The organism is Egicoccus sp. AB-alg6-2 (assembly GCF_041821025.1).
Classification (GTDB): Bacteria; Actinomycetota; Nitriliruptoria; order Nitriliruptorales; family Nitriliruptoraceae; genus Egicoccus.
In genome coordinates this window covers 35,930-59,113 of sequence record NZ_JBGUAY010000005.1, presented here as the reverse complement: position 1 = coordinate 59,113, position 23,184 = coordinate 35,930, and the positions used below count along the sequence as shown (strand labels likewise).

The 23,184-nt window shown below is 73.7% G+C and carries 22 protein-coding genes and 1 riboswitch; of the genes, 16 read left to right on the top strand and 6 right to left on the bottom strand.

All coding sequences use genetic code 11. From position 1 onward, the window contains the following. Nucleotides 1-139: 139 nt before the first annotated feature. From ACERMF_RS09740 to ACERMF_RS09725, 4 genes are all read right to left on the bottom strand, one after another. Entirely contained in the window at nt 140-2,044 is a 1,905-nt protein-coding gene (locus ACERMF_RS09740; RefSeq protein WP_373668885.1) for an ATP-dependent metallopeptidase FtsH/Yme1/Tma family protein, read from the bottom strand. Nucleotides 2,045-2,277: 233 nt separating this feature from the next. After that, nucleotides 2,278-2,955, bottom strand: a complete 678-nt coding sequence (gene pyrE / locus ACERMF_RS09735) for an orotate phosphoribosyltransferase (protein ID WP_373668884.1) — start codon at nt 2,953-2,955, stop codon at nt 2,278-2,280. 50 nt (nt 2,956-3,005) lie between these two features. Then, entirely contained in the window at nt 3,006-4,241 is a 1,236-nt protein-coding gene (gene lhgO, locus ACERMF_RS09730; RefSeq protein WP_373668883.1) for an L-2-hydroxyglutarate oxidase, read from the bottom strand. After that, nucleotides 4,238-4,855 (bottom strand): hypothetical protein, encoded by a 618-nt coding sequence (locus tag ACERMF_RS09725; protein WP_373668882.1) that lies wholly within the window; start codon nt 4,853-4,855, stop codon nt 4,238-4,240. The genes lhgO and ACERMF_RS09725 overlap by 4 nt, the downstream gene beginning before the upstream one ends. Nucleotides 4,856-4,997: 142 nt before the next feature. Between ACERMF_RS09725 and mihF the strand changes: the two genes are divergently transcribed. Both mihF and gmk read left to right on the top strand, forming a co-directional pair. Further along, complete coding sequence (mihF, locus tag ACERMF_RS09720) at nt 4,998-5,318, top strand: integration host factor, actinobacterial type (RefSeq protein WP_373668881.1); 321 nt, start codon at nt 4,998-5,000, stop codon at nt 5,316-5,318. After that, the gene (gene gmk / locus ACERMF_RS09715; protein WP_373668880.1) at nt 5,315-5,884 is read left to right on the top strand and encodes a guanylate kinase; all 570 of its coding nucleotides are present in this window, start codon (nt 5,315-5,317) and stop codon (nt 5,882-5,884) included. The genes mihF and gmk overlap by 4 nt, the downstream gene beginning before the upstream one ends. A gap of 58 nt (nt 5,885-5,942) precedes the next feature. Here the strand turns inward: gmk and ACERMF_RS09710 are convergent, their stop codons facing one another. Both ACERMF_RS09710 and ACERMF_RS09705 read right to left on the bottom strand, forming a co-directional pair. Further along, the gene (locus ACERMF_RS09710) at nt 5,943-6,512 is read right to left on the bottom strand and encodes a LemA family protein (protein WP_373668879.1); all 570 of its coding nucleotides are present in this window, start codon (nt 6,510-6,512) and stop codon (nt 5,943-5,945) included. 8 nt (nt 6,513-6,520) lie between these two features. Next, nucleotides 6,521-7,279 (bottom strand): hypothetical protein, encoded by a 759-nt coding sequence (locus ACERMF_RS09705; RefSeq protein ID WP_373668878.1) that lies wholly within the window; start codon nt 7,277-7,279, stop codon nt 6,521-6,523. Between the two features lie 166 nt (nt 7,280-7,445). On the opposite strand from ACERMF_RS09705, the gene rpoZ reads away from it, so the two are divergent. The 14 genes from rpoZ to ACERMF_RS09635 all read left to right on the top strand — a co-directional run bounded on the left by rpoZ (nt 7,446) and on the right by ACERMF_RS09635 (nt 23,178). After that, on the top strand, nt 7,446-7,766 hold the full coding sequence (gene rpoZ, locus ACERMF_RS09700) for a DNA-directed RNA polymerase subunit omega (RefSeq protein ID WP_373669246.1): 321 nt from the start codon (nt 7,446-7,448) through the stop codon (nt 7,764-7,766). 38 nt (nt 7,767-7,804) lie between these two features. Next, nucleotides 7,805-9,028 carry a bifunctional phosphopantothenoylcysteine decarboxylase/phosphopantothenate--cysteine ligase CoaBC gene (gene coaBC, locus ACERMF_RS09695; RefSeq protein ID WP_373668877.1) on the top strand — a complete coding sequence of 408 codons (1,224 nt, stop codon included), beginning with the start codon at nt 7,805-7,807 and terminating at the stop codon, nt 9,026-9,028. 67 nt (nt 9,029-9,095) lie between these two features. Further along, on the top strand, nt 9,096-10,286 hold the full coding sequence (gene metK, locus ACERMF_RS09690) for a methionine adenosyltransferase (protein ID WP_373668875.1): 1,191 nt from the start codon (nt 9,096-9,098) through the stop codon (nt 10,284-10,286). A 50-nt stretch (nt 10,287-10,336) separates the two neighbouring features. After that, on the top strand, nt 10,337-12,259 hold the full coding sequence (locus tag ACERMF_RS09685) for a hypothetical protein (RefSeq protein ID WP_373669245.1): 1,923 nt from the start codon (nt 10,337-10,339) through the stop codon (nt 12,257-12,259). Nucleotides 12,260-12,314: 55 nt separating this feature from the next. After that, nucleotides 12,315-12,887, top strand: coding sequence for a peptide deformylase (def, locus tag ACERMF_RS09680; RefSeq protein WP_373668874.1), 573 nt, complete (start codon nt 12,315-12,317; stop codon nt 12,885-12,887). A gap of 57 nt (nt 12,888-12,944) precedes the next feature. Continuing rightward, nucleotides 12,945-13,880: a methionyl-tRNA formyltransferase gene (fmt, locus tag ACERMF_RS09675; protein ID WP_373668873.1), complete on the top strand. Its 936-nt coding sequence runs from the start codon at nt 12,945-12,947 to the stop codon at nt 13,878-13,880. Beyond that, a complete protein-coding gene (gene rsmB / locus ACERMF_RS09670; protein ID WP_373668872.1) occupies nt 13,877-15,178 on the top strand; it encodes a 16S rRNA (cytosine(967)-C(5))-methyltransferase RsmB in 1,302 nt (433 codons plus the stop codon). The genes fmt and rsmB overlap by 4 nt, the downstream gene beginning before the upstream one ends. Nucleotides 15,179-15,260: 82 nt before the next feature. Beyond that, nucleotides 15,261-15,950 (top strand): ribulose-phosphate 3-epimerase, encoded by a 690-nt coding sequence (rpe, locus tag ACERMF_RS09665; protein WP_373668871.1) that lies wholly within the window; start codon nt 15,261-15,263, stop codon nt 15,948-15,950. Further along, nucleotides 15,947-16,915, top strand: a complete 969-nt coding sequence (locus tag ACERMF_RS09660; protein ID WP_373668870.1) for a response regulator — start codon at nt 15,947-15,949, stop codon at nt 16,913-16,915. The genes rpe and ACERMF_RS09660 overlap by 4 nt, the downstream gene beginning before the upstream one ends. Before the next feature lie 169 nt (nt 16,916-17,084). Beyond that, nucleotides 17,085-17,218: riboswitch (FMN riboswitch) on the top strand. 141 nt (nt 17,219-17,359) lie between these two features. Continuing rightward, a complete protein-coding gene (gene ribD, locus ACERMF_RS09655) occupies nt 17,360-18,454 on the top strand; it encodes a bifunctional diaminohydroxyphosphoribosylaminopyrimidine deaminase/5-amino-6-(5-phosphoribosylamino)uracil reductase RibD (protein ID WP_373668869.1) in 1,095 nt (364 codons plus the stop codon). Further along, on the top strand, nt 18,454-19,107 hold the full coding sequence (locus ACERMF_RS09650) for a riboflavin synthase (RefSeq protein WP_373668868.1): 654 nt from the start codon (nt 18,454-18,456) through the stop codon (nt 19,105-19,107). The genes ribD and ACERMF_RS09650 overlap by 1 nt, the downstream gene beginning before the upstream one ends. Beyond that, nucleotides 19,104-20,447 carry a bifunctional 3,4-dihydroxy-2-butanone-4-phosphate synthase/GTP cyclohydrolase II gene (locus tag ACERMF_RS09645; protein ID WP_373668867.1) on the top strand — a complete coding sequence of 448 codons (1,344 nt, stop codon included), beginning with the start codon at nt 19,104-19,106 and terminating at the stop codon, nt 20,445-20,447. The genes ACERMF_RS09650 and ACERMF_RS09645 overlap by 4 nt, the downstream gene beginning before the upstream one ends. Next, entirely contained in the window at nt 20,444-20,929 is a 486-nt protein-coding gene (ribH, locus tag ACERMF_RS09640; RefSeq protein ID WP_373668866.1) for a 6,7-dimethyl-8-ribityllumazine synthase, read from the top strand. The genes ACERMF_RS09645 and ribH overlap by 4 nt, the downstream gene beginning before the upstream one ends. Continuing rightward, the gene (locus ACERMF_RS09635; protein ID WP_373668865.1) at nt 20,926-23,178 is read left to right on the top strand and encodes a UvrD-helicase domain-containing protein; all 2,253 of its coding nucleotides are present in this window, start codon (nt 20,926-20,928) and stop codon (nt 23,176-23,178) included. The genes ribH and ACERMF_RS09635 overlap by 4 nt, the downstream gene beginning before the upstream one ends. The last annotated feature ends 6 nt before the right edge of the window (nt 23,179-23,184 follow it).

Sequence of the window (23,184 nt, the reverse complement as noted above, 5' to 3'; positions counted from 1 at the left end):
CGTCGGGTGGAACCGGCGACGCTAGTGCCGCCCGCGCCAGGTCGCGTCGGCCGTGCCTTGTCGCGTCAGCAGCGCTCTGTCGCGGCGATCCCGCATCGCTGCGGGATCGGCATGACATGGACGCGGAGGCGCGACATCGTCAGACGGCGCCGACCGAGCCGAGCTCCGCCTGCATCCGCAGGATGTCGGCGAGGTGCAGCGTCTCCTCGAGCAGCAGCCCCTCGGAGACCGCGGTGAGCAGGGCGCTGTTGACCTGCAGCAGCGCGCGGGCCTCGGCGAGCGCCTCCTCGAGGAGGGTGCTGACGGCGGCGTGGACCTGCTCGGCGAGCGGACCGTTGACCACCTGCTCCGGCGCCAGGCTCACCACCCCGAGCGGGCTCATGCCGAACCGCGTCACCATGTTGGTGGCCAGCTCGGTCGCGTGGTGGAAGTCGCTCGCGGCGCCCTGGGTGTACGAGCCGTCGAGGAGGCGTTCCTCGGCCGCGCGGCCGGCCATCGCCGTGACCAGCTTCGCGCGGGCCTCGTCGGCGGTGAGGAACGCGTTGTCGTTGCCGCTCATCCACGTGACGCCGCCGGCGGGACCGCGGGGGACGATCGTGACCGTGACCGGGTCGTCGGCGTCGGGCTGCAGCAGTGCCGCCAGGGTGTGTCCGGCCTCGTGCCATGCCGTGATGGTGCGGTCGCGGTCGGTGGTGACGGCCGAGCGGCGTTCGCGCCCGAGCATCGCGGTCGACAGGGCCGCTTCGAGGTGGTCGTTGCCGACCAGTTCGTCGCCGCGACGTGCCGCTTCCAGGGTGGCGCTGTTGACGAGGGCGGCGAGGTCGGCGCCCGTCATGCCGGGGGTGCGGCGGGCGAGGGCGACCAGGTCGACGTCCTCGTGCAGGTGGCGGTTGCGGGTGTGCAGCTCGAGGATGCGGGTGCGGCCGACACGGTCGGGCGCCGGGACGACGATGCGCCGGTCGAAGCGGCCGGGCCGCAGCAGTGCCTGGTCGAGCACGTCGGCGCGGTTGGTGGCGGCCAGGGTGATGATGCCCGAGCCCTCGAAGCCGTCCATCTCGACGAGCAGCTGGTTGAGCGTGGCCTCGCGCTCGTCGTTGGCGCCCGAGGTGGGGCCGTTGCCACGCGACTTGCCGATGGCGTCGATCTCGTCGATGAAGATGATGGCGCGCTCGTGCTTGCGGGCCTTGGCGAACACGTCGCGGACGCGGCTGGCGCCGACGCCGACGAACATCTCGACGAACTCCGAGCCCGACAGCGAGAAGAACGGGACCCCGGCCTCGCCGGCGACCGCACGGGCGAGCAGGGTCTTGCCGGTGCCGGGAGGGCCCTCGAGGAGGAAACCGCGCGGGACGGTGGCGCCACTGGCGGCGAACCGGGACGGGTCGTGCAGCAGCTCGACGACCTCGGCCAGTTCGGAGACGGCCTCGTCGGCGCCGGCGACGTCGGTGAACCGGGTCGAGGGCACGGCGGCCGGCCCGCGGCTGGACTTGCCGAACTGGCCGAAGCCGCCCTTGCGGGCCACGAACCACAGCAGGAACCCGACGATGATGACGGCGGGCAGCAGGTTGGTCAGCACCGGGGTCAGGCGGTCGGGGATCGGCCGCGGCTCGCCGGTGAAGGGCACGTCGGATTCGGCCAGCATCGCCGCGAGGTCGCGTCCGTAGCCGTCGTTGTAGGCCGCCACCACCTGTTCGCCCTCGGGCAGCGCGAAGCTGCCGTCGGCGGCGACCTGCGGCGAGTCGGCCGCGGGGGCGCCGAGCACGAGCAGCACTTCGCGGCGGCTGTCGTCGATGCTGGCGAACGCCACCTCGCCGGTCCGGATGTGCGCGATGGCCTCGGAGAGCACGACCCGTTGAGGAAGCGCCTGGGGCGCCGGCCAGCTCAGCGCGATCCAGCCACCGATGAGGACGGCCAGTGCGGCGGTGGCGAGCCAGACCCGCTTGTCGCGCCAGGCCTCGGACTCCGGCGGTGGGCCGGAACCGAAGGTGCGGCGGCGGGTGACGGTGTCGGACCGGGACGATCCGGGTCGGCGCGACTTCTGCACGGCGTGCTCACGGGTCGTGACAAGGCAGCGGGCAATCAGGCTAACCGTCCCATCGGCCATGGTCCCGCGGGCGCGAGCGCATGGGCCGGCATGCGCACGCGAAGGTGAGATTTCCGTAAAGGCCGCGCAAACCCCGTGATGCGGCGGCGCGGGCGTGCGGTCGACCAGAGGCAGACCTCGCCCTGCCAGCACCGCCTCGGCCTCGCATCACGGGGCGGGGGTGGCCGGGCGAGTCAGGCGGCGCCGAACTCGGCCCGGTAGGCGGCGATGCGGTCGAGGTCGTCGTCGGTGATGACGCGGCGGCCGTCGACGTCGTGATCGCGCAGGTGCTCGACGACGTCGTCGATGCTGGCGATCGACACCGTCCGCAGGCCGAACTCCTCCTCCAACTCGTCGAGCGCCGACACGTCACCGCGTGTGCCGCGTTCGCGTCGATCGACGCCGACGACCAGCCCGACGACCTCGACGTCGGCCGCGGCCCGCAACAGCGGCAGGGTCGAGCGGATGGAGGTCCCCGCCGTCGTGACGTCCTCGACGACCACGACCCGGTCGCCGTCCTGCAGCGGATGGCCGACGAGCTGGCCGCCTTCCCCGTGGTCCTTGGCCTCCTTGCGGTCGAAGCAGAAGCCGACGTCGCGGCCGTGGCGCTCGGACATGGCGATGGCGGTCGTCACGGCCAGCGGGATGCCCTTGTAGGCCGGCCCGAACAGCACGTCGACGCCGTCCCCGAACGCGTCGTCGATGACCTCGGCATAGAACCGTCCGAGCTCCGCCACCTGCGCACCCGTCCGGTAGCGGCCCGCGTTGACGAAGTACGGCGTCTTGCGACCCGACTTGGCGACGAAGTCGCCGAAGGTCAGGACGTCGCAGCGGACCATGAAGTCGACGAAGGCGCGGGTGCGCTCGTGCACGGCGGGCTCCGGAGGCAGGCGAGGTGGGGGCGCCGCGAGCCTATGGCCGGTCAGCGCCGGGCGAGGACGCGGGCGGCGAGATCGGCGCCGATCGCGAGTGAGGCCGTGGCCGCCGGCGAGGGCGCGTTCACGAGGTGCACGACGCGCCCGTCCTCGCGGACGTCGAAGTCGTCGACGAGGTGACCGGTGCGGTCGACCACCTGGGCCCGAACGCCCCACGGCCCACGGCTGACGTCCTCGTTCCGCAGGTCCGGCACGTAGCGGCGGACCTCGCGCATCGCGGCCCGCACGACCAGGTCCCGCCACAGCTCGCCCGCGGCGACCTTCGGGAAACGGGCGGCCAGTCGCCAGGTGCCGGCGAAGCCGAGGGCGTCACGCAGGTCGGCGGGGTCGACGCTCCATCGCCGGCGTCCCTCGCGTGCCGCCGCCAGGACGGCGTTCGGGCCGACCCACAGCTGGCCGTCGATACGGCGCGTCAGGTGGACGCCGAGGAAGGGCAGACCGGCGCCGACCGGCACCGGGTAGACGTTGCCCCGGACGAGATCAGCGCGTTGGTCCCGGACGCGAAGCCAGGCGCCTCGGAACGGCACGACCCGTCGTTCCCGCCTCCTGCCGGTCATCGCGGCGACGCGGTCGGACTGCAGCCCGGTGCAGGTGACCACCGCGCCGGCCCACCAGCGCCCCCCGGAGGTGACGATGCGGACGCCGTTCGAGGTCGGTTCGAGGCCGGTGACCGCGGTGCCCAGTTCGACGCGACCACCGGCATCGACCACGGCGCGTCGCATGGCCTCGCAGACGGCACCGAAGTCGGTCACCGCCGTGTTGGGCGACCACAGGCCGGCCACCGCCTGGACGTGCGGCTCGTGGTCGCGCACCCCCGCGGGGCCGAGCCGCTCGATCTCGACGCCGTTGGTGCGCGCCCGCTCCGCCAGCGCCTCGAGGGCGGGCAGCTCGGAGCGGTCGACGGCGGCGACGACCTTGCCCGTGCGTCGAACGGCGACCCCGTGTTCGTCGCAGAACCGTTCCAGCTCACGCTTGCCGGCGACACAGAAGCGGGCCTTGGCCGAGCCCGGCGCGTAGTACAGCCCGGCGTGCAGCACGCCGGAGTTGCGCGAGGACTGTCCCGTGCCGACCCTGGCCTCGCGCTCGAGGACCGCGACCGCGAGACCGGGACGCGACTCGAGCAGCCGGAGGGCCGTGGCGAGACCGACGATCCCGCCGCCGACCACGACCACGTCGGCGTCCTCGACCCACCCCGGCAGCTGCTGCCCGCTCTGGTCGCTCATTCGAGTTCGAGCGGCAACGGGACCTGTCGCTCCCGCGCCGCGAACTCGGCCTCGACGAGGGCGACGACGTCCTCCCAGGTGTGGGCGCGGGGGCCGGGCAGGTCGCGGTTGTAGGGCTGGTCGAAGACGATCGCGGCCCGCCCGGCCGCGCGCAACGCGACGATGTTGCTGGGGGAGTCGTCGACGTAGAGATCGGCGCCCACGTTGGGCTTGTCACCGATGAAGCACAGGTCGCGGTAGGGGATCTCGTTCGCGTCGAGCCAGTAGGCGGTGTCGGCGGCGCTGGACTCGTGGGCCCAGTTGAACAGCAGCCGGTGCGTGATGATGCGGATCCACACACCGCGGTTCGACAGCCGCCACAGCGCCTCGGAGACTCCGGGCAGGGGCTGCATGTGTCGGAACATCCGGTCCTCGACGACCGCGGTGCGGTGGGCCTGCTCGAACTGCTCGAACGTCAGCCCCCACTGCGAGTAGGCGTCCATCACCGTCTGGGGCGGCAGCTGTTCCGGCGCACGGCCGAGGTGGCGGACCACCGAGGCGCGAAACGCCTGCTCGTAGTCGGCGCAGACCCCGTCGAGGTCGACGCCCAACACGAACTGATCGATGCTGCTCACGCCCGCTCCTCGCCCGTTGCGGCCCCGGGTTGCGTGGTCGCGAAGCTACACGCCGTGGGAGCGGACTAGGGTGCCCCCGACCCCCTCGAAGCCGCCTCGCCGTCACGTGTCCGATGGCGACGAGCCGACTGGAGCGATACGCATGCCGCTGCCCGAGCTCGATCCCGAGCAGCGCCGCGCCGCCCTCGTCAAGGCGGCCGAGGCGCGCCGCATACGTGCCGAGCTGAAGCAGATGCTCAAGGCGGGCGAAGTGAGCCTGCGCGAGGTCATCGAGCGCGCGGAATCGGCCGATGCGCTGGCGAAGATGAAGGTCTGCGACGTCCTCGAGGCCATGCCGGCCTACGGCCCCGTGAAGGCCAGGCGGCTCATGGAGGAGCTCGACATCGCCTCGACGCGACGCCTGCGCGGCCTCGGACCGCGGCAGACCGAGGCGCTGCTCGCCACGTTCGAGAAGCGCCCGTGACCCCACGCGGCCTCCTGGTCGTGATCGCCGGACCCAGCGGCGTCGGCAAGGGCACCGTCCACGCCCGCGTCCGCGCCTCGCTCCCCGACGCGACCCTCTCGATCTCGGTGACGACACGCCGCGCGCGACCCACCGAGGTCGACGGCGTCCACTACCACTTCGTCGACCGTCCGGCGTTCGAGGCCATGGTCGCCGCGGGGGAGTTGCTCGAGTGGGCGGAGTACGCCGGCAACCTCTACGGCACCCCGCGGGCCCAGGCCGAGGCGGCCGTGGCGGACGGCAAGGTGGTCGTGCTCGACATCGAGGTGCAGGGTGCCCTGCAGGTGCGCGAGCAGGCGCCCGACGCGCTGCTGGTCTTCCTCGCCCCGCCCTCGTTCGCCGAGCTGGAGCGCCGGCTCCGGACGCGGGGGACCGAGGACGACGCCACCGTCGCCGCTCGGCTGGAGGTGGCGCGGGCTGAGCTGGCCCGACGTGACGCCTTCGACGTGGTGGTGATCAACGACGACCTCGACCGCTGCGTCGCCGAGGTCCTCGACACGATCACCGCGGCCCGCGCCGCCGCCTGACCGACTGGCGCACCCGGCGACACCCGCCGGGCGGAACGGTCGGCCCGGTGGTGGGACGCTACGTGGCGACGTGTGGCGCGTGTCGGGCCGCGGCGTCGAGGATCTCGAACAGCTCGCGGCGTTGGAAGCCGAACATCGACGCAACCACGTTGGACGGCACGGCCTGGCGACGCCGTTCGTAGGCGGCCACCTCGAGGTTGTACAGCCGCCGCGCGGCCGAGATGCGGTCCTCGGTCTCGACGAGTTGGCGCTGCAGGTCGAGGAAGACCCGGTCGGCACGCAGCTGCGGGTAGTCCTCGGCGAGCACGAGCAGACCGGTCAACCGCTCGGTCAGGGCGTCCTCGGCGCGTGCCTGGTCGCCGAGCGCGACCTGCGCGTCGACGGAGGCGACCGCACGGTTGCGGGCCTCGACCACCTGCTCGAGCAGTTCACGCTCGTGTGCGGCGTAGCCCTGCACGCTGCGGACCAGGTTGGGCACGAGGTCGTGGCGGCGCTGCAACTCGACGTCGATGCCGGCCCAGGCGGCGTCCATCGAGGCGCGCTGCGACACGAACCGGTTGTACGAGTAGATCAACGCAAGCGGGACCGCCAGCAGGACGGCGACCACCACGACGACCAACGGATCCATCCCCACTCCTAGGCCTGTCGGTCCAGTGCGCGCCAGAACTGGGCCGGCACGCCCTGCAGCAGGCGCGCGGTGTCCTGGCGGACGGTCGGCAGCCGGCCGATGCAGCCCGGCAGGGTGTCGTCGCGGTCCGAGGGATCGCCGGCGAGGACGAGCAGGTCGCCGCTGAGCTCGATCGTGCGGCCCTGGAACGCGGTCAGCAGCAACTCCTGCAGCCCGGCGTCGAGCAGCTGCACGGTCAGCATCCGGTCCCGGGCGACGACCCGGAACCGGCGGTTGAAGGCGTCGGACTCGAGCTGGTGGTCGCCGCGCGTCAGGCCGAGGCGGCCCAGGACGGACTCCGGCCCGATGCGGACGTGGTCGGGAACCACGCGGGGCAACTGCGTGGCGGTGACCATGGTCCGGCGGGTCGCGTAGGTGGTCGTGGTGCTGCCGTTGGCGTCGCGGTGCTCACGCCGCTCCTCCCACCACCACTCGAAGGCGGCGCAGCGCAACGTGACGGGCTGCTGCTCGAACTCGGTGGCGAGCGGCCCCTCGACGCCCCAACGAACCCCGTTGCGCCGGTCGCCGCGCGGGCAGCCGACGAAGGTGTCGGCGAACTGCGCCGCGCTCAGTCCGATCGGCGTCGCCGTGGGCATCAGTCCCGGCTCACGGGCCAGCAGGCGCGCCAGCCCGTCCTCCATGCGCTTGCGGTGGGCGTGCTGGACGTACAGGACCAGCCCGAACACCGCGACGACGGCCAGGACGACCATGATGATTCCGGCGTCCACGTGCACCTGCCCCGGTGTCTGCGCCACCGTGCCCGGTGCGCCGGCGCAACCGTATCGCGGCGGAACCCGCGATCGGCGGCGTCCTCGCAAACGGTGCGCCGGCGCGGGAGGCCGTCGAGGCGGTAGCCTTGTGGCAGACCGTGGCCGGGTCGTGCCGTCGGCGTGCCTGCCGCCGCGACCCGCACCTTCCCCGCCCGACGTACGCGGAGGTACTCCGATCGCCCGCATCGACGACCTGATGGACAAGGTGGACTCGAAGTTCCACCTCGTGCACCTCGCGGCCAAGCGCGCCCGCGAGATCAACGGCTACTACGCGCAGCTCGGTGAGGGCCTCGGCCAGTACGTCCCGCCGCTGGTGCAGACCGAGTCGAACAAGCCGCTCTCGATCGCGCTCGAGGAGATCTCGCAGGCGAAGATCGAGGGCGTCGAGTCCACCGGCACCACCGAGGACCCGCTCGCCTTCATCGAGGGTGACGAGCAGGCCTGAGCACCCCCCGCGGTGACGACCGGACCGGGAGCCCGCCGGTGAGCGACCTGCACGGCAGCCGCGTCCTGCTCGGCGTCACCGGAGGCATCGCCGCCTACAAGGCAGCGCTGCTCGCACGCCTGCTCGTCGGTGCCGGCGCCACGGTCGACCCGGTGCTCACCCGTGGCGCGGGACGTTTCGTCGGTGCCGCGACCTTCGAGGGCATCACCGGCCGTCCGGTGCGCGACGAGGTGTGGCAGGACATCCCTGGCGAGACCCACGTCGCCCTCGGCCGCGCGGCCGACGTCGCGATCGTCTACCCCGCCACCGCCAACGTGATCGCGAAGCTGGCCGGCGGCCACGCCGACGACCTCCTCACGACCACGCTGCTGGCCGCCACGTGCCCGCTGCTGGTCGCCCCCGCCATGCACACCGAGATGTGGGAGCACCCGGCCACCCGCGACAACATCGCCGTCCTGTGTCGCCGGGGCGTCGACGTGGTGGGCCCCGCGGTCGGGCGACTGATGGGCGGCGATCTCGGCGCGGGCCGGCTGGTCGAGCCCGACGAGGCGTTCGAGCGCCTGGTGGCGCAGCTCCGCGCCGCGCGCTCGCGCGCGGACGACCTCGCCGGTCGTCGCGTGCTCGTCACGGCGGGCGGCACGCACGAGCCCCTCGATCCCGTCCGCTTCCTCGGCAACCGCTCCAGCGGCAAGATGGGGTTCGCGATCGCCGCGGCCGCGGCCGCCCGAGGCGCGAAGGTCGACCTGGTCGCGGCCCCGAGCGCGCTGCCGACGCCGCCCGGTGTCGAGCGCCACGACGTCACCACGGCCCGGCAGATGCACGACGCCGTGTTCGCCCTGGTCGACGTGGTCGACGTGGTGGTGAAGGCCGCCGCCGTCGCCGACTTCCGCCCGGCCGACGTGGCGTCGTCCAAGGTCAAGAAGTCCGACGGTGCGCCGCGGCTGGAGTTGGTCGCCAACCCCGACATCCTCGCCGACCTCGGTGCCCGTCGCGCCGAGGGGCATCCGCGTCCGTTCCTGGTCGGTTTCGCCGCCGAGACCGACGACGTCGAGGACAACGCCCGGGCCAAGCTCACCCGCAAGAACGCCGACCTGCTGGTCGTCAACGACGTCGGCGCGACCGACGCCGGGTTCGGTGTCGACACCAACCGGGTCGTCATCCTGGGCCGTGACGGCAGCCGCACCGAGGTCGAGCTGGCCGCCAAGTCGGCGGTCGCCGACCGGGTCCTCGACGAGGTCGTCGGCCGCCTGCCCGCCAGTTGATCCTCGCTAGGCTGCAGCGGCCGTCACGCCGGTCGTGCGTGGACGAGCGTCAGCCCAGGAGAATTCGTTGTCCCGTCGAAGCCTGTTCACGTCCGAGTCGGTGACCGAGGGTCATCCCGACAAGGTGGCCGACCAGATCTCGGACGCGATCCTCGACGCGATCCTGACCGAGGATCCGAATGCGCGGGTGGCGTGCGAGACGCTGGTCACCACGGGACAGGTGATGATCGCCGGCGAGATCTCCACCAAGACCTATGCCGACATCCCCCGCGTGGTGCGCGACACGATCCTGTCCATCGGCTACGACTCGCACGACGTGGGCTTCGACGGCAACACCTGCGGGGTCTCGGTCGCGATCGACGAACAGTCGCCCGACATCGCCCAGGGCGTGGACACGGCCTACGAGTCCCGCAGTGGCGCCGACACCGACCCGTACTCGCTGCAGGGCGCCGGTGACCAGGGGATGATGTTCGGGTACGCGACGGACGAGACCCCGTCGCTGATGCCGATGCCGATCCACCTCGCGCACCGGATGGCGCAGCGGCTGTCGGCGGTCCGCAAGTCGGGCGAGGTGTCCTACCTGCGTCCCGACGGCAAGACGCAGGTGACCGTCGACTACGAGGACGGCGTCCCGAAGGCGGTCACCGCGGCGGTCGTGTCGACGCAGCACCGGGCCGAGATCGACCTCGAGACCCTGCTGCGTCCCGACATCGAGGACCACGTCATCCGGCCGTTGCTGCCAGACGACATCGACACCGACGGGTTGCAGATCTACGTCAACCCCACCGGGAGGTTCGAGCTCGGTGGCCCGGTCGCGGACGCCGGCCTGACCGGTCGCAAGATCATCGTCGACACCTACGGCGGCATGGCCCGCCACGGCGGTGGCGCCTTCTCGGGCAAGGACCCCTCGAAGGTGGACCGCTCGGCGGCCTACGCCGTGCGATGGGTGGCCAAGAACATCGTGGCCGCGGGGCTGGCGAAGCGGGCGGAGCTGCAGGTCGCCTACGCCATCGGGGTCGCGTCGCCGGTGTCGCTCAACCTCGAGACGTTCGGCACGGAGACCGTCGACCCCGACGCCATCCTTGCCGCGGTGCGTGAGGTCTTCGACCTGCGGCCGGCGGCGATCATCGAGGCCCTGAACCTGCGCTCGCCGGGCTACCGCGAGACCGCCGCCTACGGACACTTCGGCCGCGAGGGCGACCGGTTCACGTGGGAGCGCACGGACCGCGCCGACGCGCTGCGCAGCGCGGCCCAGTGACCCGCGTGCGGGCCGCAGCCGCGTCGCGCACCCGCACCGGAGGCTGACCACTGCGCATCGCGCGCGTCGCGGTCGAGGTCGAACCGATCCACCTCGACCGCCCGTTCGACTACCTCGTCCCCGACGACGTCGAGGTGGTCGCCGGCCAGCGCGTGCAGGTCGCCTTCGCCGGCCGGTCGGTGCGCGGGCTGGTGCTCGAGACCACCGACACCAGCGAGGTGCCGACCGCCCGGCTTCGTCCCCTGAAACGGACCCTGGGTGCGCACGTCTGGGTCCGTCCCGACGAGCTCGAACTGCTGCGCTGGGCGGCCGAACGCTTCGGTGCCCCGCTCGCCGACGTGGTGCGCCATGCCCTGCCGGCGCGGACCGTCGACGTCGAACGTCGCGCGGCCGACGCCGGGTGGTACCCGCCCGGTGCCGCGCGGCGTGCGACCTCCGATCCGCCCCCGCCGCAGGACGAGATCGCGGCGGCCTGGTCCGTGTACGGCGAGCAGGGGCAGCGCCTGCTCGCGGCGATCGGGGGCGGTCAGGGCTCGTTCGTCTGGCGACCCCTGCCCGGCGAGGACGTCGCCGCCCGCATCGCCGAGTTGGCGCAGCACTGTCTCGCCACCGACCGCGACGTCCTGCTGCTGGTGCCCGACCCCGACTCGCCGGTCGCCGACGCCGTCGTCGCCGCCGCCGGTGACCTGGCCGTGGACCTGCGCGGCGGCCCCTCGCCTCGGGTGACCTACCGCCGCTGGCTCGAGGCACGCTGCGGCGTCGCGCGGGTGGTCGTCGGTGAGCGTGGGGCGGCCTGGATGCCGCTCGACCGGCTCGGGCTGGCCGTCGTGTTCGACGAGGCGAACCCGGCCTACAAGGAACGCCGCAGCCCGCGCCACCACGCCCGTGACGTGGTGCTGGAACGCGCACGCCGGGCCGGCGCGGTCGGCCTCGCTATCGGGACCGTTCCGAGCGCCGTCGCGTGGCGGCTGCTGCGCGAGCGGCGTGTGGCGGCGGTGACGCCGTCGCGGGACGCCGAACGGCGCGCCCGACCCGACGTGCAGGTCGACACGGGCGAGGGCGAACCGCGCGCCCGGCTCACCCGAGCCTCGCTGCGGGCATTGCGCGACGCCGTGCGCGCGGATGCCTACGGCGTCGTCCTCGCCAGCCGCCGGGGTGAGGGACGTGCGCTGGTCTGCGCCGTCTGCGGCGAGCGCACGGCCTGCCCGCGGTGTGCGTCCTCGCTGGCGTTGCACGGCGTCGCCGTCGCGTGTGTCGGTTGCGGCTGGCAGGCACCCCGGGTGCCCGCCTGCGCCGCGTGCGGTGACCGGCGGGTCGTGCCGCTGGCGGCCGGCGCCGTCCGGCTCGGCAGCGAGCTCTCCCGGACCTTCGAGGTGCCGGTCGCGGTGCTCGAGGGCTACGGCCAGCCGGCTCCACCGCCGCCCGCCGTGCTGGTGATGACGCGCGGCTCGGTGCTCGACCAGCCGCCGGGGCCGGTCGGCGCGGTGGTGCTGCCCGACCTCGACGGATCGCTGCGGCGCCCGTCCCTGGACGCCGCCGAGGACACGCTGCGCCTGGCCATGGCCGTCGCCGCCTGGACGGTCCACGGCCGTCGCCGCACCACTCCCGGCGTGGTGGTCGCCCAGACCCGCGAGCCCGACCATCCCGCCATCGGCGCCCTGGTGGCGTGGGACCCCGGCGCGTTCTGGCGCGCCGAGGTGCAGGTGCGTGCACCGTTGCGGTTCCCGCCGCTCGCACACGCCGTGCGGCTCGACTTCGCCATCGACCCCACCCCGCTGCTCGGCGGGATCACGCAGGCCCTGCCGGCCGGCGACGCCGTCCTCGGCCCCGTTCCCTCCGACGGGCGGTGGCAGCTGCTGTTGAAGGTCGACGACCGGCCGGAAACGCTCGCTGCGCTACGACCGCTGCGCGAGGAGTGGAGCGCGGCCAACCTCGACGTGCGCCTCGACGTCGATCCCGTCGACGCGTGGTGAGCCACGGCTGACGTACGCTGGGCGTCCCACGACGACTCCAGGAGCCCTCAGCGCCGTGAGCCTGCTCGAGATCCGCATCTTCGGCGACCCCGTGCTGCGCCAGCGCGCCCACGAGGTCGAGGACTTCGACGGTCGCCTCGCCAAGCTGGCGGGCGACATGTTCGACACGATGCGGGCCGCCGAGGGCGTCGGACTCGCGGCGAACCAGGTCGGCGTGCTCAAGCGCCTGTTCACGTGGGAATACCCCCAGGAGGACGGCGACGACCTCGGCGGCGCCGTGGTGAACCCGACCCTGCTCGACGCCTCCGAGGACGAACTGCAGGACGGCGACGAGGGCTGCCTGTCCTTCCCTGGCCTGTTCTATCCCCTGCAACGTCCGCTGCGGGTCGAGGTCGCCTACCAGGACCTCGGGGGCGAGGACCACACGGTGCAGCTCGAGGGCTACCTGGCGCGGGTGTGGCTCCACGAGATGGACCACCTCAACGGCATCCTGTTCGTGGACCACCTCGCCAAGCACGACAAGCAGGAAGCGCTCAAGCGCATCCGCGACTACCGCATCCAGCAGGGCATGGACGACCCGACGCCGCCCCGGCCGGGCGGTCTGCTCCTGGGACGTCGTCCCCACTAGACGCAGCCGCCGTCGGACCCGCGACGGCCGGCCCCCTCCGACGAAGGATCACCGCTCGTGCGCGTCGCCTTCCTCGGCACGCCCGACGTGGCCGTGCCCGCACTCCGTTCGCTCGTGGCCGCCACGGACCTGGAGGTGGCCGCCGTCGTCACCAATCCCGACCGGCCGAAGGGACGTTCCAGGTCACTGGTCGCGCCTCCCGTGAAGGTGGCCGCGCAGGAGCTGGGCCTGGAGGTGTGGCAGCCCGTCAAGCCGGCCGAGGTGCTCGACGAACTGGCCGCGCTGGAGCTGGACGCGTGCGCCGTCGTGGCCTACGGCGCCCTGTTGCCCCAGCGGGTCCTCGACGTCGGAGGCGCCGGTTTCGTCAACCTGCACTTCTCGTTGCTGCCGCGCTGGCGAGGAGCCGCCCCGGTCCAGCACGCCCTGCGGGCGGGGGACACGGTGACCGGCATCACCACCTTCGTGCTCGACAAGGGGATGGACACCGGCCCGGTGCTCGACCGCGTCGAGGTCCCGATCCAGCCGGACGAGTCGGCGGGCGAGCTGCTGACCCGGCTGGCCGAACTCGGCGGACCCGTGCTCGTCGACTCGCTGCGTCGCCTGGTGGCAGGGGAGGTGCCCGTTCCGCAACCGGCCGAGGGCGCGACGCTGGCGCCGAAGATCGAACCCGACGACGTCCGCATCGACTGGACGCGCCCCGCGCGTGAGATCAAGGACCTCGTACGCAGTGCCGAGCCTGCTCCCGGGGCCCACACCACCTTCCGCGGCAAGCGGCTGAAGGTGCGCGCGGTCGACGTCGTCGAGGCCGACGCCGCGTCCCCGGGCACCGTCCTCGAACGCACCGCCGACGGCGTCGTGGTCGCGACCGCGGCGGATGCCCTCGTGCTGCGCCGGGTCCAGCCCGAGGGCAAGCAGGCGATGGACGGAGCGGCCTTCGCCAACGGCTACCGACCGGATCCGGGCGAACGACTGGGTGCGGACACCGCGGCGTGAGCGAGGCGACCGGACTGCCCGCCCGCCGTGCGGCGCTCGCCGCGCTGGCCGCCGTCGACGAGGACGACGCCTACGGCAACCTCGCGGTCCCGGCCGCGGTCGAGCACCTCGAGGACGCCCGCGACCGCGCGTTCGCGTCCCACCTCGCCTACGACACGCTGCGGTGGCAGGGCACGCTCGACTGGGCCCTGCAGCACGTGCTCAGCCGGCCCCTGACCGACGTCGAACCCGCGCTGCGGCGGGTGCTGCGCCTCGGCGCCCTGCAGCTGCTGCGCAGCGGCGTTCCGTCGCGCGCCTCGGTCTCCACCTCGGTCACGCTGGCGCGTGAAGCCGTCCCGGCCCGTCGTGCCCAGGGCGCCGGTGGCTTCGTCAACGGCGTCCTGCGCAATCTCGACCGGCGGCGGGACGCACTGCCTTGGCCCGATCCCGACGACGACCCGGTCGCGAGCCTGGCGCTGACGACCGCCCACCCCGAATGGGTCGTCCGCGACCTGTTGACGCGCTACGACCGCGACCGCACCCGTGCGATCCTCGAGGCCGACGACGCCCCGCCGGGGGTCACGCTGCGGGCCACCGGTGACCGCGACGCCCTGGTCGCCGAACTCCTCGCCGAGGGGCTGGACGCACGCCCGGGGGCGCTGCCCGAGGCCGTTCGCGTCCCCGGCGCCGATCCCCGCCGCCTCGCGGCCGTGCGCGAGGGCCGGGCGGCGGTCCAGGACGAGGCGTCCATGGCGGTCGCCCACGCGACCGGCGCCCGCCCGGGGGACCGGGTCCTGGACCTGTGCGCCGGCCCCGGCGGCAAGAGCGCCCACCTGGCGACGCTGGTCGGCGAGGACGGCCACATCGACGCCGTCGAACTCCATCCCCACCGCGCCCGGCTGATCCGCGAGACGGCCGAACGGCTCGGGGTCGCCGTCACCGTCCACGTCGGTGACGCCACGAAGCCGCCGGTGCCCCCACAGGCCAGCTACGAACGCGTCCTGCTCGACGCCCCCTGCACCGGGCTCGGTACGGGCCGGCGCCGGCCGGAGGTGCGCTGGCGGCGACAGGCCACCGACGTCGCCGACCTCGCCGGGCTGCAGCGCCAACTGCTCGAAGCGGCCGCGGAACGCGTGGCACCGGGCGGCACGCTGACGTATTCGGTGTGCACCTGGACCACCGGCGAGACCGAACAGGTCGCACGCTGGTTCGACGCCGCGCACGGCAGCCGCTTCGAAGCGCAGGAGCGACGGCAGTTGCTGCCCGACGCCGACGACACCGACGGGATGTACGTGACGACCTGGCGTCGACGGTCCTGAGCCGACGCGCGAACCGACGGATCGGGCGCGGGCTCCCAGCTAGGGTGATGCCCCCTGAGCCGCGGGCCAGAAAGCATCGAACGTGCACGACCTTCGGGTTGCCCCGTCCATCCTGTCCGCCGACTTCGCCCGGCTCGCCGACGAGGTCGCCGACGTCGCACCAGCGGTCCGCATGGTCCACGTCGACGTCATGGACGGGCACTACGTCCCCAACCTGACCCTGGGCCCGCCCGTGGTCCGCAGCCTGCGGGCGGCCACCGAGCTGTTCCTCGACGCCCACCTGATGATCAGCGACCCGCGCACCTACGCGCCACAGATCGTCGCCGCGGGCGCCGACTCGGTGACCTTCCACCCTGAGGTCGAGGACGACCCCCTCGGCCTGGTCGAACTGCTGCGCGACGCCGGCAGCCAGGTCGGGGTCGCCATACGGCCCCACCAGCCACTGTCGCTGGTCGAGGAACTGCTGCCGCACATCGACATGCTGCTGATCATGACGGTGCAGCCGGGGTTCGGCGGGCAGGCTTTCCAGCCCGACGTGGTCCCCAAGATCGCGGAGGCCGTCGAAGCCAGGGCGTCGCTCCGGGCACGGTTCCGGATCGAGGTCGACGGGGGCATCTCGGTGGCCACCGTCGGCAGCACCGCCGCGGCGGGGGCGGACACCTTCGTTGCCGGGTCGGCGGTCTTCGACCATCCTGACCGGGTCGCCGCGGCCCGGGCGGTGCTCGACGCTGCGCACGCCGCACTGGGTGCCGGTGCACAGGCCCGGGCGTGACACGCCACGTGCTGGTCGTCGACGCCGACGCCGGTGACCGCGACTTCCTGGCCGAGACGCTGGACCTCGCCGGCTTCGAGGTGACCGCTGCCGCCACCGGTGTCGCCGGCCTGATGGTCGCGCGCAGCCAGGACATCGACCTGGTCGTCCTCGACGTGATGATGCCCCGTCTCGACGGTCTGCAGACGGTGCGCAGGCTCCGCAGCGACGCCCGCACCAGCCATCTGCCGGTACTGCTGACCACCGCCGCCGGACGTCACCGCGACGCCGTCGAGGGGCTCGACGCGGGTGCCGACGACACGCTCGAGAAGCCGATCCCCGCCGACGTGCTGGTCGCCCACGTCCGCGCGGCACTGCGTCGCGCGGACCTGCAGCGCTCACTCAACCCGCTCACCGGCCTGCCGGGCAACGAACGCATCCTCACCGAGCTCGCCGCTCGGCTGCAGCTCGAGGAACCGGTCGCGCTGCTCTATGTCGACCTCGACCAGTTCAAGCCCTTCAACGACCACTACGGGTTCCTGCGCGGGGACGAGGCGCTTCGCGCGCTGGCGGGCCTCCTGCGCGAGGTGGCGCGGGACACCGGGGACGAGGAGACCTTCCTCGGGCACGTCGGCGGCGACGACTTCGTGGTCGTGGTGGCGCCCGAGCTCGCCGAACCGCTGGCCAAGACGCTGTGTGCACGCTTCGACGCGCTGGCCCCGTCGCTGTACGACCCCGACGACCGGCGTGCGGGTGGCATCGAGGTCGCCGACCGGCGGGGGGTGCCGCAGAAGTTCGGCCTGCTCTCGGTGTCGGTCGGCGTGGCCGCGACGATCAGCGGCGAGGTCGTCCACCACGGCGAGCTCGTCGCGATCGCCACCGAGATGAAGCGCTACGCCAAGTCGCATGGCAAGCCGGGTTCGAGCTATGCCGTCGACCGTCGTCACGTCGGCGACCCCGTCGACCTCGAGGTCGACCTCCCGTAGCCGCCGCGCGCCGTGATGCCAGGGCGCGGCGGTGCGGCGAAGCCGAGGTGCACCTCCGCACGACCGCACGGCCGCGGGTCGGCATCACCTCGGGTCGGCGACCAGGCGCGTACGGGACGGCGTACGGGGCGGCGTACGGGACGGCGTACGGGACGGCGATATGCTGGCCGGGCGTTCCCGGGGAGGGGTGGAATTCCCTACCGGCGGTGACAGCCCGCGACCCGGATCGCCCTTCGGGGCGTGAAGGTTGACCCGGTGGAACTCCGGGGCCGACGGTCAGAGTCCGGATGAGAGGGAGCGCGGGCGGCGTCGTGCCTGCGGGCATCCGACGCCCCGGCCGCCCGGCGCACCGGTCAGCGGCCGGCGGTCCGCGTGCCTTCCGTCACCTCCGCGAGTGCCGGCCCCGTCGTCCGACGCGGTCGTCCGACGCGGGAAGTGGCCGACGTGCGTGCTCCGACCGTCGACGAGCGGCGCGCCCTGGCGCGCGCCATCGCCCTGGCCGAGCGCGCCCGCCCCTCCACCGCGCCGAATCCGGCCGTCGGCTGTGTGCTCCTGCGCGACGGCGACGTCGTCGGCGAGGGCGTCACGCACCCGCCCGGTGGTCACCACGCAGAGGCCGCCGCCCTGGCGGCGGCCGGGCCACGCGCCGCGGGGGCGACCGCCTGCGTCACGCTCGAGCCCTGCGCCCACCACGGCCGGACGCCGCCGTGTGCGCCCGCTCTGGCCGACGCCGGTGTCCGCCGTGTCGTCTATGCGCACGCCGACCCGCACGCGCTGGCATCGGGCGGGGCGGACGAACTGCGCGCCCGCGGCGTCGAGGTGGTCGGTCCGGACACGGTCGGGGGAGTGTTCCACCACGCCGTCGCGGCGCAGCTCGAGGGGTTCCTGACCGTCGCGACACACGAGCGACCCCACGTCACCCTCAAGGCGGCGCAGACGGCCGACGGCCACCTGCGACCGCCGGACGACCGCCGCTGGATCACCGGACCCGCCGCGCGCGCGGCGGTCCATCGCTGGCGCGCCGAGGTCGACGCCGTCCTGGTCGGTTCGGGCACCGTCCTGGCCGACGACCCACGGCTCGACGTCCGCCTGGTGTCCAGCCGCGTCCAGCCGCGTGCCGTCGTGCTCGACCGACGGTTGCGCACCCCCCCGGACGCGCAGGTCGTGGCCAGAGGTGCCCTGGTCCTCACGGCTGCCGACGCGCCGACCGGAGCCGAGCAGGCGTTGCGCACCGCGGGCGCGGACGTCCGTCGGCTCGCCGCCGACGGGAGCGGCTGGCTGGCCGCGGCCATGGCGACACTCGCGGCGGACGGCGTCCGTAACCTGTTGGCCGAGCCCGGCGCCACGCTCGCGCGCGCCATGCTGGACGCCGCCGTCGTGGACCGCCTCGTGCTGCACGTCGCGGACCTGGGAACCGGCCCGGCACGTCGTGCGCTGACCCCGCCGTCCGGGCCCGGGTGGGCCACCGAACGTGTCGGTGGTGCCGGCCCCGATCTCATCCTCCAACTCCGTCCGTGCGCCGCCCAGGAAGGTCGCTGATGTTCACCGGGATCGTCGAGGAGGTCGGCAGCGTCGCGGCCGTCGAGCGCCACGCCGGCCATGCCCGGCTCGAGATCGGCTGCGCCGAGGTCGTCCGCGACGCGGCGGTGGGCGACTCCATCGCCGTGGACGGTTGCTGCCTGACGGTGACGTCGTTCCTCGACGTCGACGGCGAGCGCCGCGGGTTCAGCGCCGACCTGATGGCCGAGACGCTGCGGGCCACCGCCCTCGGCGACCTCGAGGCGGGCGACGGTGTCAACCTCGAGCGTGCCATGCGGGCTGACGCCCGCTTCGGCGGGCACCTGGTGCAGGGGCACGTCGACGGCGTCGGCGAGGTCGTCGCCCGCGACGAACAGCCCGGAACCGTCTTCGTGACCGTCGCGGCATCCGACGGGATCGCCCGCTACCTGGTGCCCAAGGGGTCGATCACGGTGGCGGGCGTCAGCCTGACCGTCGTGGACGTCGCCGCTGGCCGCTTCCGGGTCGGGCTCATCCCGCACACCCTCGAGGCGACCACCTTCGGCGTTCGGCTGCGGCCCGGACGGCGCGTGAACCTCGAGGCCGACGTGATCGCCAAGTACGTCGAGCGCCTGCTCTCGGGCGGCACCGTCTCGCCCTACGCCGTCACCGCACAGGAGACCAGCCACCCATGAGCAACTTCGCTTCCATCGAAGCGGCCATCGAGGTCATCCGTGCCGGTGGCATGGTCGTGGTCGTCGACGACGAGGACCGCGAGAACGAGGGCGACCTCGTCCTGGCCGCCGACGCGGCGACCGACGAGCAGGTCGCCTTCCTCGTCAACCACACCAGCGGCGTGATCTGCGTGCCCATGCTCGGCGAGGACCTCGACCGCCTGCGGATCCCCCTGATGGTCGTGGACAACCAGGATCCGAAGGGGACCGCCTACACCGTGTCGGTCGACGCGGCGGAGGGGACCTCGACCGGCATCTCCGCGGCGGACCGTGCGCGCACCATCCGCGTGCTGGCCGACCCGGATTCCTCGGACGGCGACGTCAACCGCCCAGGACACGTGTTCCCGCTGCGCTACCACCCGGGCGGGGTCCTGCGCCGGCCGGGTCACACCGAGGCATCCGTCGACCTCGCCCGCCTGGCCGGCCGCCGGCCGGCGGCCGTCATCGCCGAGGTCGTCAACCGCGACGGCACCATGGCGCGCGTGCCGGACCTGGAGGTCTTCGCCGCCGAACACGACCTGCTCATGGTCACCATCGCCGACCTGGTCGCCTACCGCCGCGCCCGCGAGGACTTCATCGAGCGTGTCGCGGTCGCCAAGCTGCCGACCCCGTACGGCGACTGGCGCATGATCGGCTACCGGTCGGGGGCCTCGGCCACCGAGTCGATGGCGCTGATCCACGGTGCGCCGGAGGGCAAGCCCGACGTCCTGGTCCGCATGCACTCCGAGTGCCTCACCGGGGACGTGTTCCGGTCGCTGCGCTGCGACTGCGGACCGCAGCTGGACCTCGCCATGGCCCGCATCGCCGACGAGGGGGAGGGGGTCATCGTCTACCTTCGTGGCCACGAGGGGCGCGGCATCGGTCTGCTGCACAAGCTGCAGGCCTACGAGTTGCAGGACGCCGGGGTGGACACCGTGGACGCCAACCTGCAGCTCGGCCTGCCGGCGGACGCCCGCGACTACGGCGTCGGCGCCCTGATCCTCGCCGACCTCGGTCTGTCCAGCCTCCGCCTGCTCACCAACAACCCGGCCAAGCGCGCCGCCCTCGGCGGCTTCGGGCTCACCATCGCCGAACGCGTGCCCGTCGAGGTCCGCCCCAACGACGCGAACGAGCAGTACCTGCAGACCAAGGCCGACCGCATGGGTCACGAGTACACCGGCCAGGACGTCGTGGTGTCCACCGGCGTCGGCGACATCGCCAAGCAGCGTCCGACCGCCCCGGCAGCGGTCGAGAAGCCTTCCCCCCGCGGCGTCGGCATGGCCCCGCCGCCGCAGGACGACCTCCGAAAGGACTCCGCGTGACCAGCCCCAACGATCTCGACGTCAACGTCGTCGCCGGCAACCTCGACGCGTCCGGCCTGCGGGTCGGCATCGTCGCCGCCCGCTTCAACGAGGCGATCGTGGAACGTCTCGTCGACGGCGCCGTCGCGGCGTTGGTCCGGCACGGTGCCTCGGCCTCCGATCTCACCGTGGCCTGGGTGCCCGGCGCCTTCGAGGTGCCGGTCGTGCTGCGCCGCATGGCCGCCGAGGGTGGCTACGACGCCCTGGTCGCGCTCGGCTGCGTGGTCCGCGGTTCGACCCCGCACTTCGACTACGTCGCCGGTGGCGTGGCGACCGGCGTCGCCGCCGTGGCCGGCGAACACGGCATGCCGGTCGCCTTCGGGGTGCTGACCACCGACACCTGGGAGCAGGCGGTGGAGCGCGCCGGCGGCAAGCTGGGCAACAAGGGCGCCGAAGCGGCGATCTCGGCCGTGGAGACGGCGCAGGTGCTGCGCCAGCTGTGACGGCCCCCGCTCCCGACTCCCGTCGCGACCCCACGGGCGCCGACGTCGCCCCGACCGAGCCCGAGGCCGGCGCGAAGCGTGCCGCCATCGAGGCCGAGCAGGCCCACCTCGACCGCGTCCACGACCGCGTCGAACACCTGCGCCGCCGGGCCGACGAGCGCGCGGCCCAGGCCGCGGCCGACCACAGCGGATCGACGTTCCAGGCCCGGTTCGAGCGCGACGTGACGGCGCACCACCACGCCTCGAGGGCGGCGCGCTACACGTTCGGCGACGTCGAGTCGCTCGCGTTCGGACGCCTCGACCTCGTCGACGGCGACCACCTGCACGTGGGCCGCGTCTCGGTCGTCGACGACCGGGGCGACGTCCTGCTGGTCGACTGGCGTGCCCCCGCCTCCGCGGCCTTCTACCAGGCCACTCCAGCCTCGCCCATGGACGTGGTGCGTCGCCGGACGCTGGTGACGCGGGGGCGCGACCTGCGCGACCTCGACGACGAACTGCTGGACGCCGACGCCGCCGAACGGCTCGGGCTCGGGTCGGTGACCGGGCAGGGTGCGCTGCTCGCGGCGCTCTCGCGGACCCGTACCGCCCACATGCGCGACATCGTGGCCACGATCCAGGCCGACCAGGACCGCATCATCCGCTCGCCCGCCACCGGGACGCTGGTGGTCACGGGCGGGCCAGGGACGGGCAAGACCGTGGTCGCCCTGCACCGGGTCGCCTACCTGCTCTACGGCGACCGCGACCGGTTCGAGGGCCGCGGCATCCTCGTCGTCGGTCCCTCGCGCGCCTTCACCGAGTACACGGCCCGCGTCCTGCCCTCGCTCGGGGAGGACCGGGCGGTGCAGCGTTCGCTCGACGGCTTCGCCCCGCGCGGGCTCCGGGTCACCGGCTGGGACGAGCCCGACGTGGCGGCGGTCAAGGGCGACCTGGCCATGGCCGAGTTGTGCCGCCGTGCCGTGGCGGCCGCCGTGCCGCCGCTGCCGCCGACGACGCGCGTCAGCTTCGACGGCAGTACGGCCCAGGTGGATGCGCGCAGCCTGGCGCAGATCCGGCGGCGGCTGCTGGGGCGTACGTCCGCCGACCGTGCGCAGAGCACCTACCACGCCCGGGCGGGCGCGGCGGACGACGCGCTGCGTGCCGCGCTGTGGAAGGCATGGCGCAGCGCCCGCCGTGCGTCCGGGGGGCGCCCCCCCGAGGAGCGTTCGGGCACCGGTTTCGACCAGGCCCTGGACGACTCGGCCCAGGTGACGATGCTGCGACGCTGCTTCTGGCCGGTGCTGGACGCGACCGGGGTGCTCGAGGCCGTCGCCACCGGGCGCGTCGACCTCGACCGGCTCGCCGACGGCCTGCTGGACGCCGGGCAGCGCCGGCTGCTGCGCGACGCCTGGGCCGCCGCCGACGGCTGGACCGTCGACGACGTCGCGCTCCTCGACGAGGTCCGCGCCGTGCTCGGCACCGTGCCGGCGCCGACGTCCGACCGGCCCCGCGAGTCCGATCCGGGGCTGCGGGTCACGGGCGACGTGCCCGACGCCGAGGTGCTCTATGCCGACGTCGAGGACGACGACTACCGCGACTTTGCTCACGTCGTCGTCGACGAGGCCCAGGACCTGACGCCGATGCAGTGGCGGATGGTGGCGCGCCGCGGCCCGTACGCCTCGTGGACCGTGGTCGGCGATCTCGCCCAGCGCAGCCGGGTCGCCGAACCGCGCGACTGGGACGCCGTGGCGCGGCTGATCGGCCGGCGGCAGGTCGCGGTCCAGGGGCTTACGGTCAACTACCGCACCCCGGTCGAGATCGTCGAGGTCGCGCGCGCCGTCCTCGCGGCCGCCGGCTACGACCCCGACGCGGTGCCCCAGGCGGTGCGCGAGAGCGGGCGTCGTCCCGTGCTGTACCGCACGCAGGACCTGCCGACCACGGCGGTGCGTGCTGCGGTCGACGCGGCCGAACGTGCGGACGGGACGGTCGTGCTGATCGCGCCACCCGAGATGCTGGCCGACCTCGAGGCACGGGTCGACCGCCTCGTCGCCGGCGCGGAGGTCAGGGATCGCCTGCGCGTGCACGACGCCCGAACCGTCAAGGGCCTCGAGTTCGACGACGTCGTCGTGGTCGCGCCCGACCGGATCGCCGCGGCGTCGGCGGTCGGCCTGCACCAGCTCTACGTCGCCGTGACCCGCGCGACGCGGTCGCTTGCGGTCGTCGCCGACCCGGACGCTCACGTACCCGGCGAGGAGCACCTCACGCGGGCATGACCGGCC

Coding starts and splice junctions, on each gene's coding strand:
- mihF (WP_373668881.1), top strand. CDS start 4,998: ATGCCGCTGCCCGAGCTCGATCCCGAGCAGCGCCGCGCCGCCCTCGTC.
- lhgO (WP_373668883.1), bottom strand. CDS start 4,241: ATGAGCGACCAGAGCGGGCAGCAGCTGCCGGGGTGGGTCGAGGACGCC.
- ACERMF_RS09645 (WP_373668867.1), top strand. CDS start 19,104: ATGAGCAACTTCGCTTCCATCGAAGCGGCCATCGAGGTCATCCGTGCC.
- ACERMF_RS09710 (WP_373668879.1), bottom strand. CDS start 6,512: ATGGATCCGTTGGTCGTCGTGGTGGTCGCCGTCCTGCTGGCGGTCCCG.
- ACERMF_RS09650 (WP_373668868.1), top strand. CDS start 18,454: ATGTTCACCGGGATCGTCGAGGAGGTCGGCAGCGTCGCGGCCGTCGAG.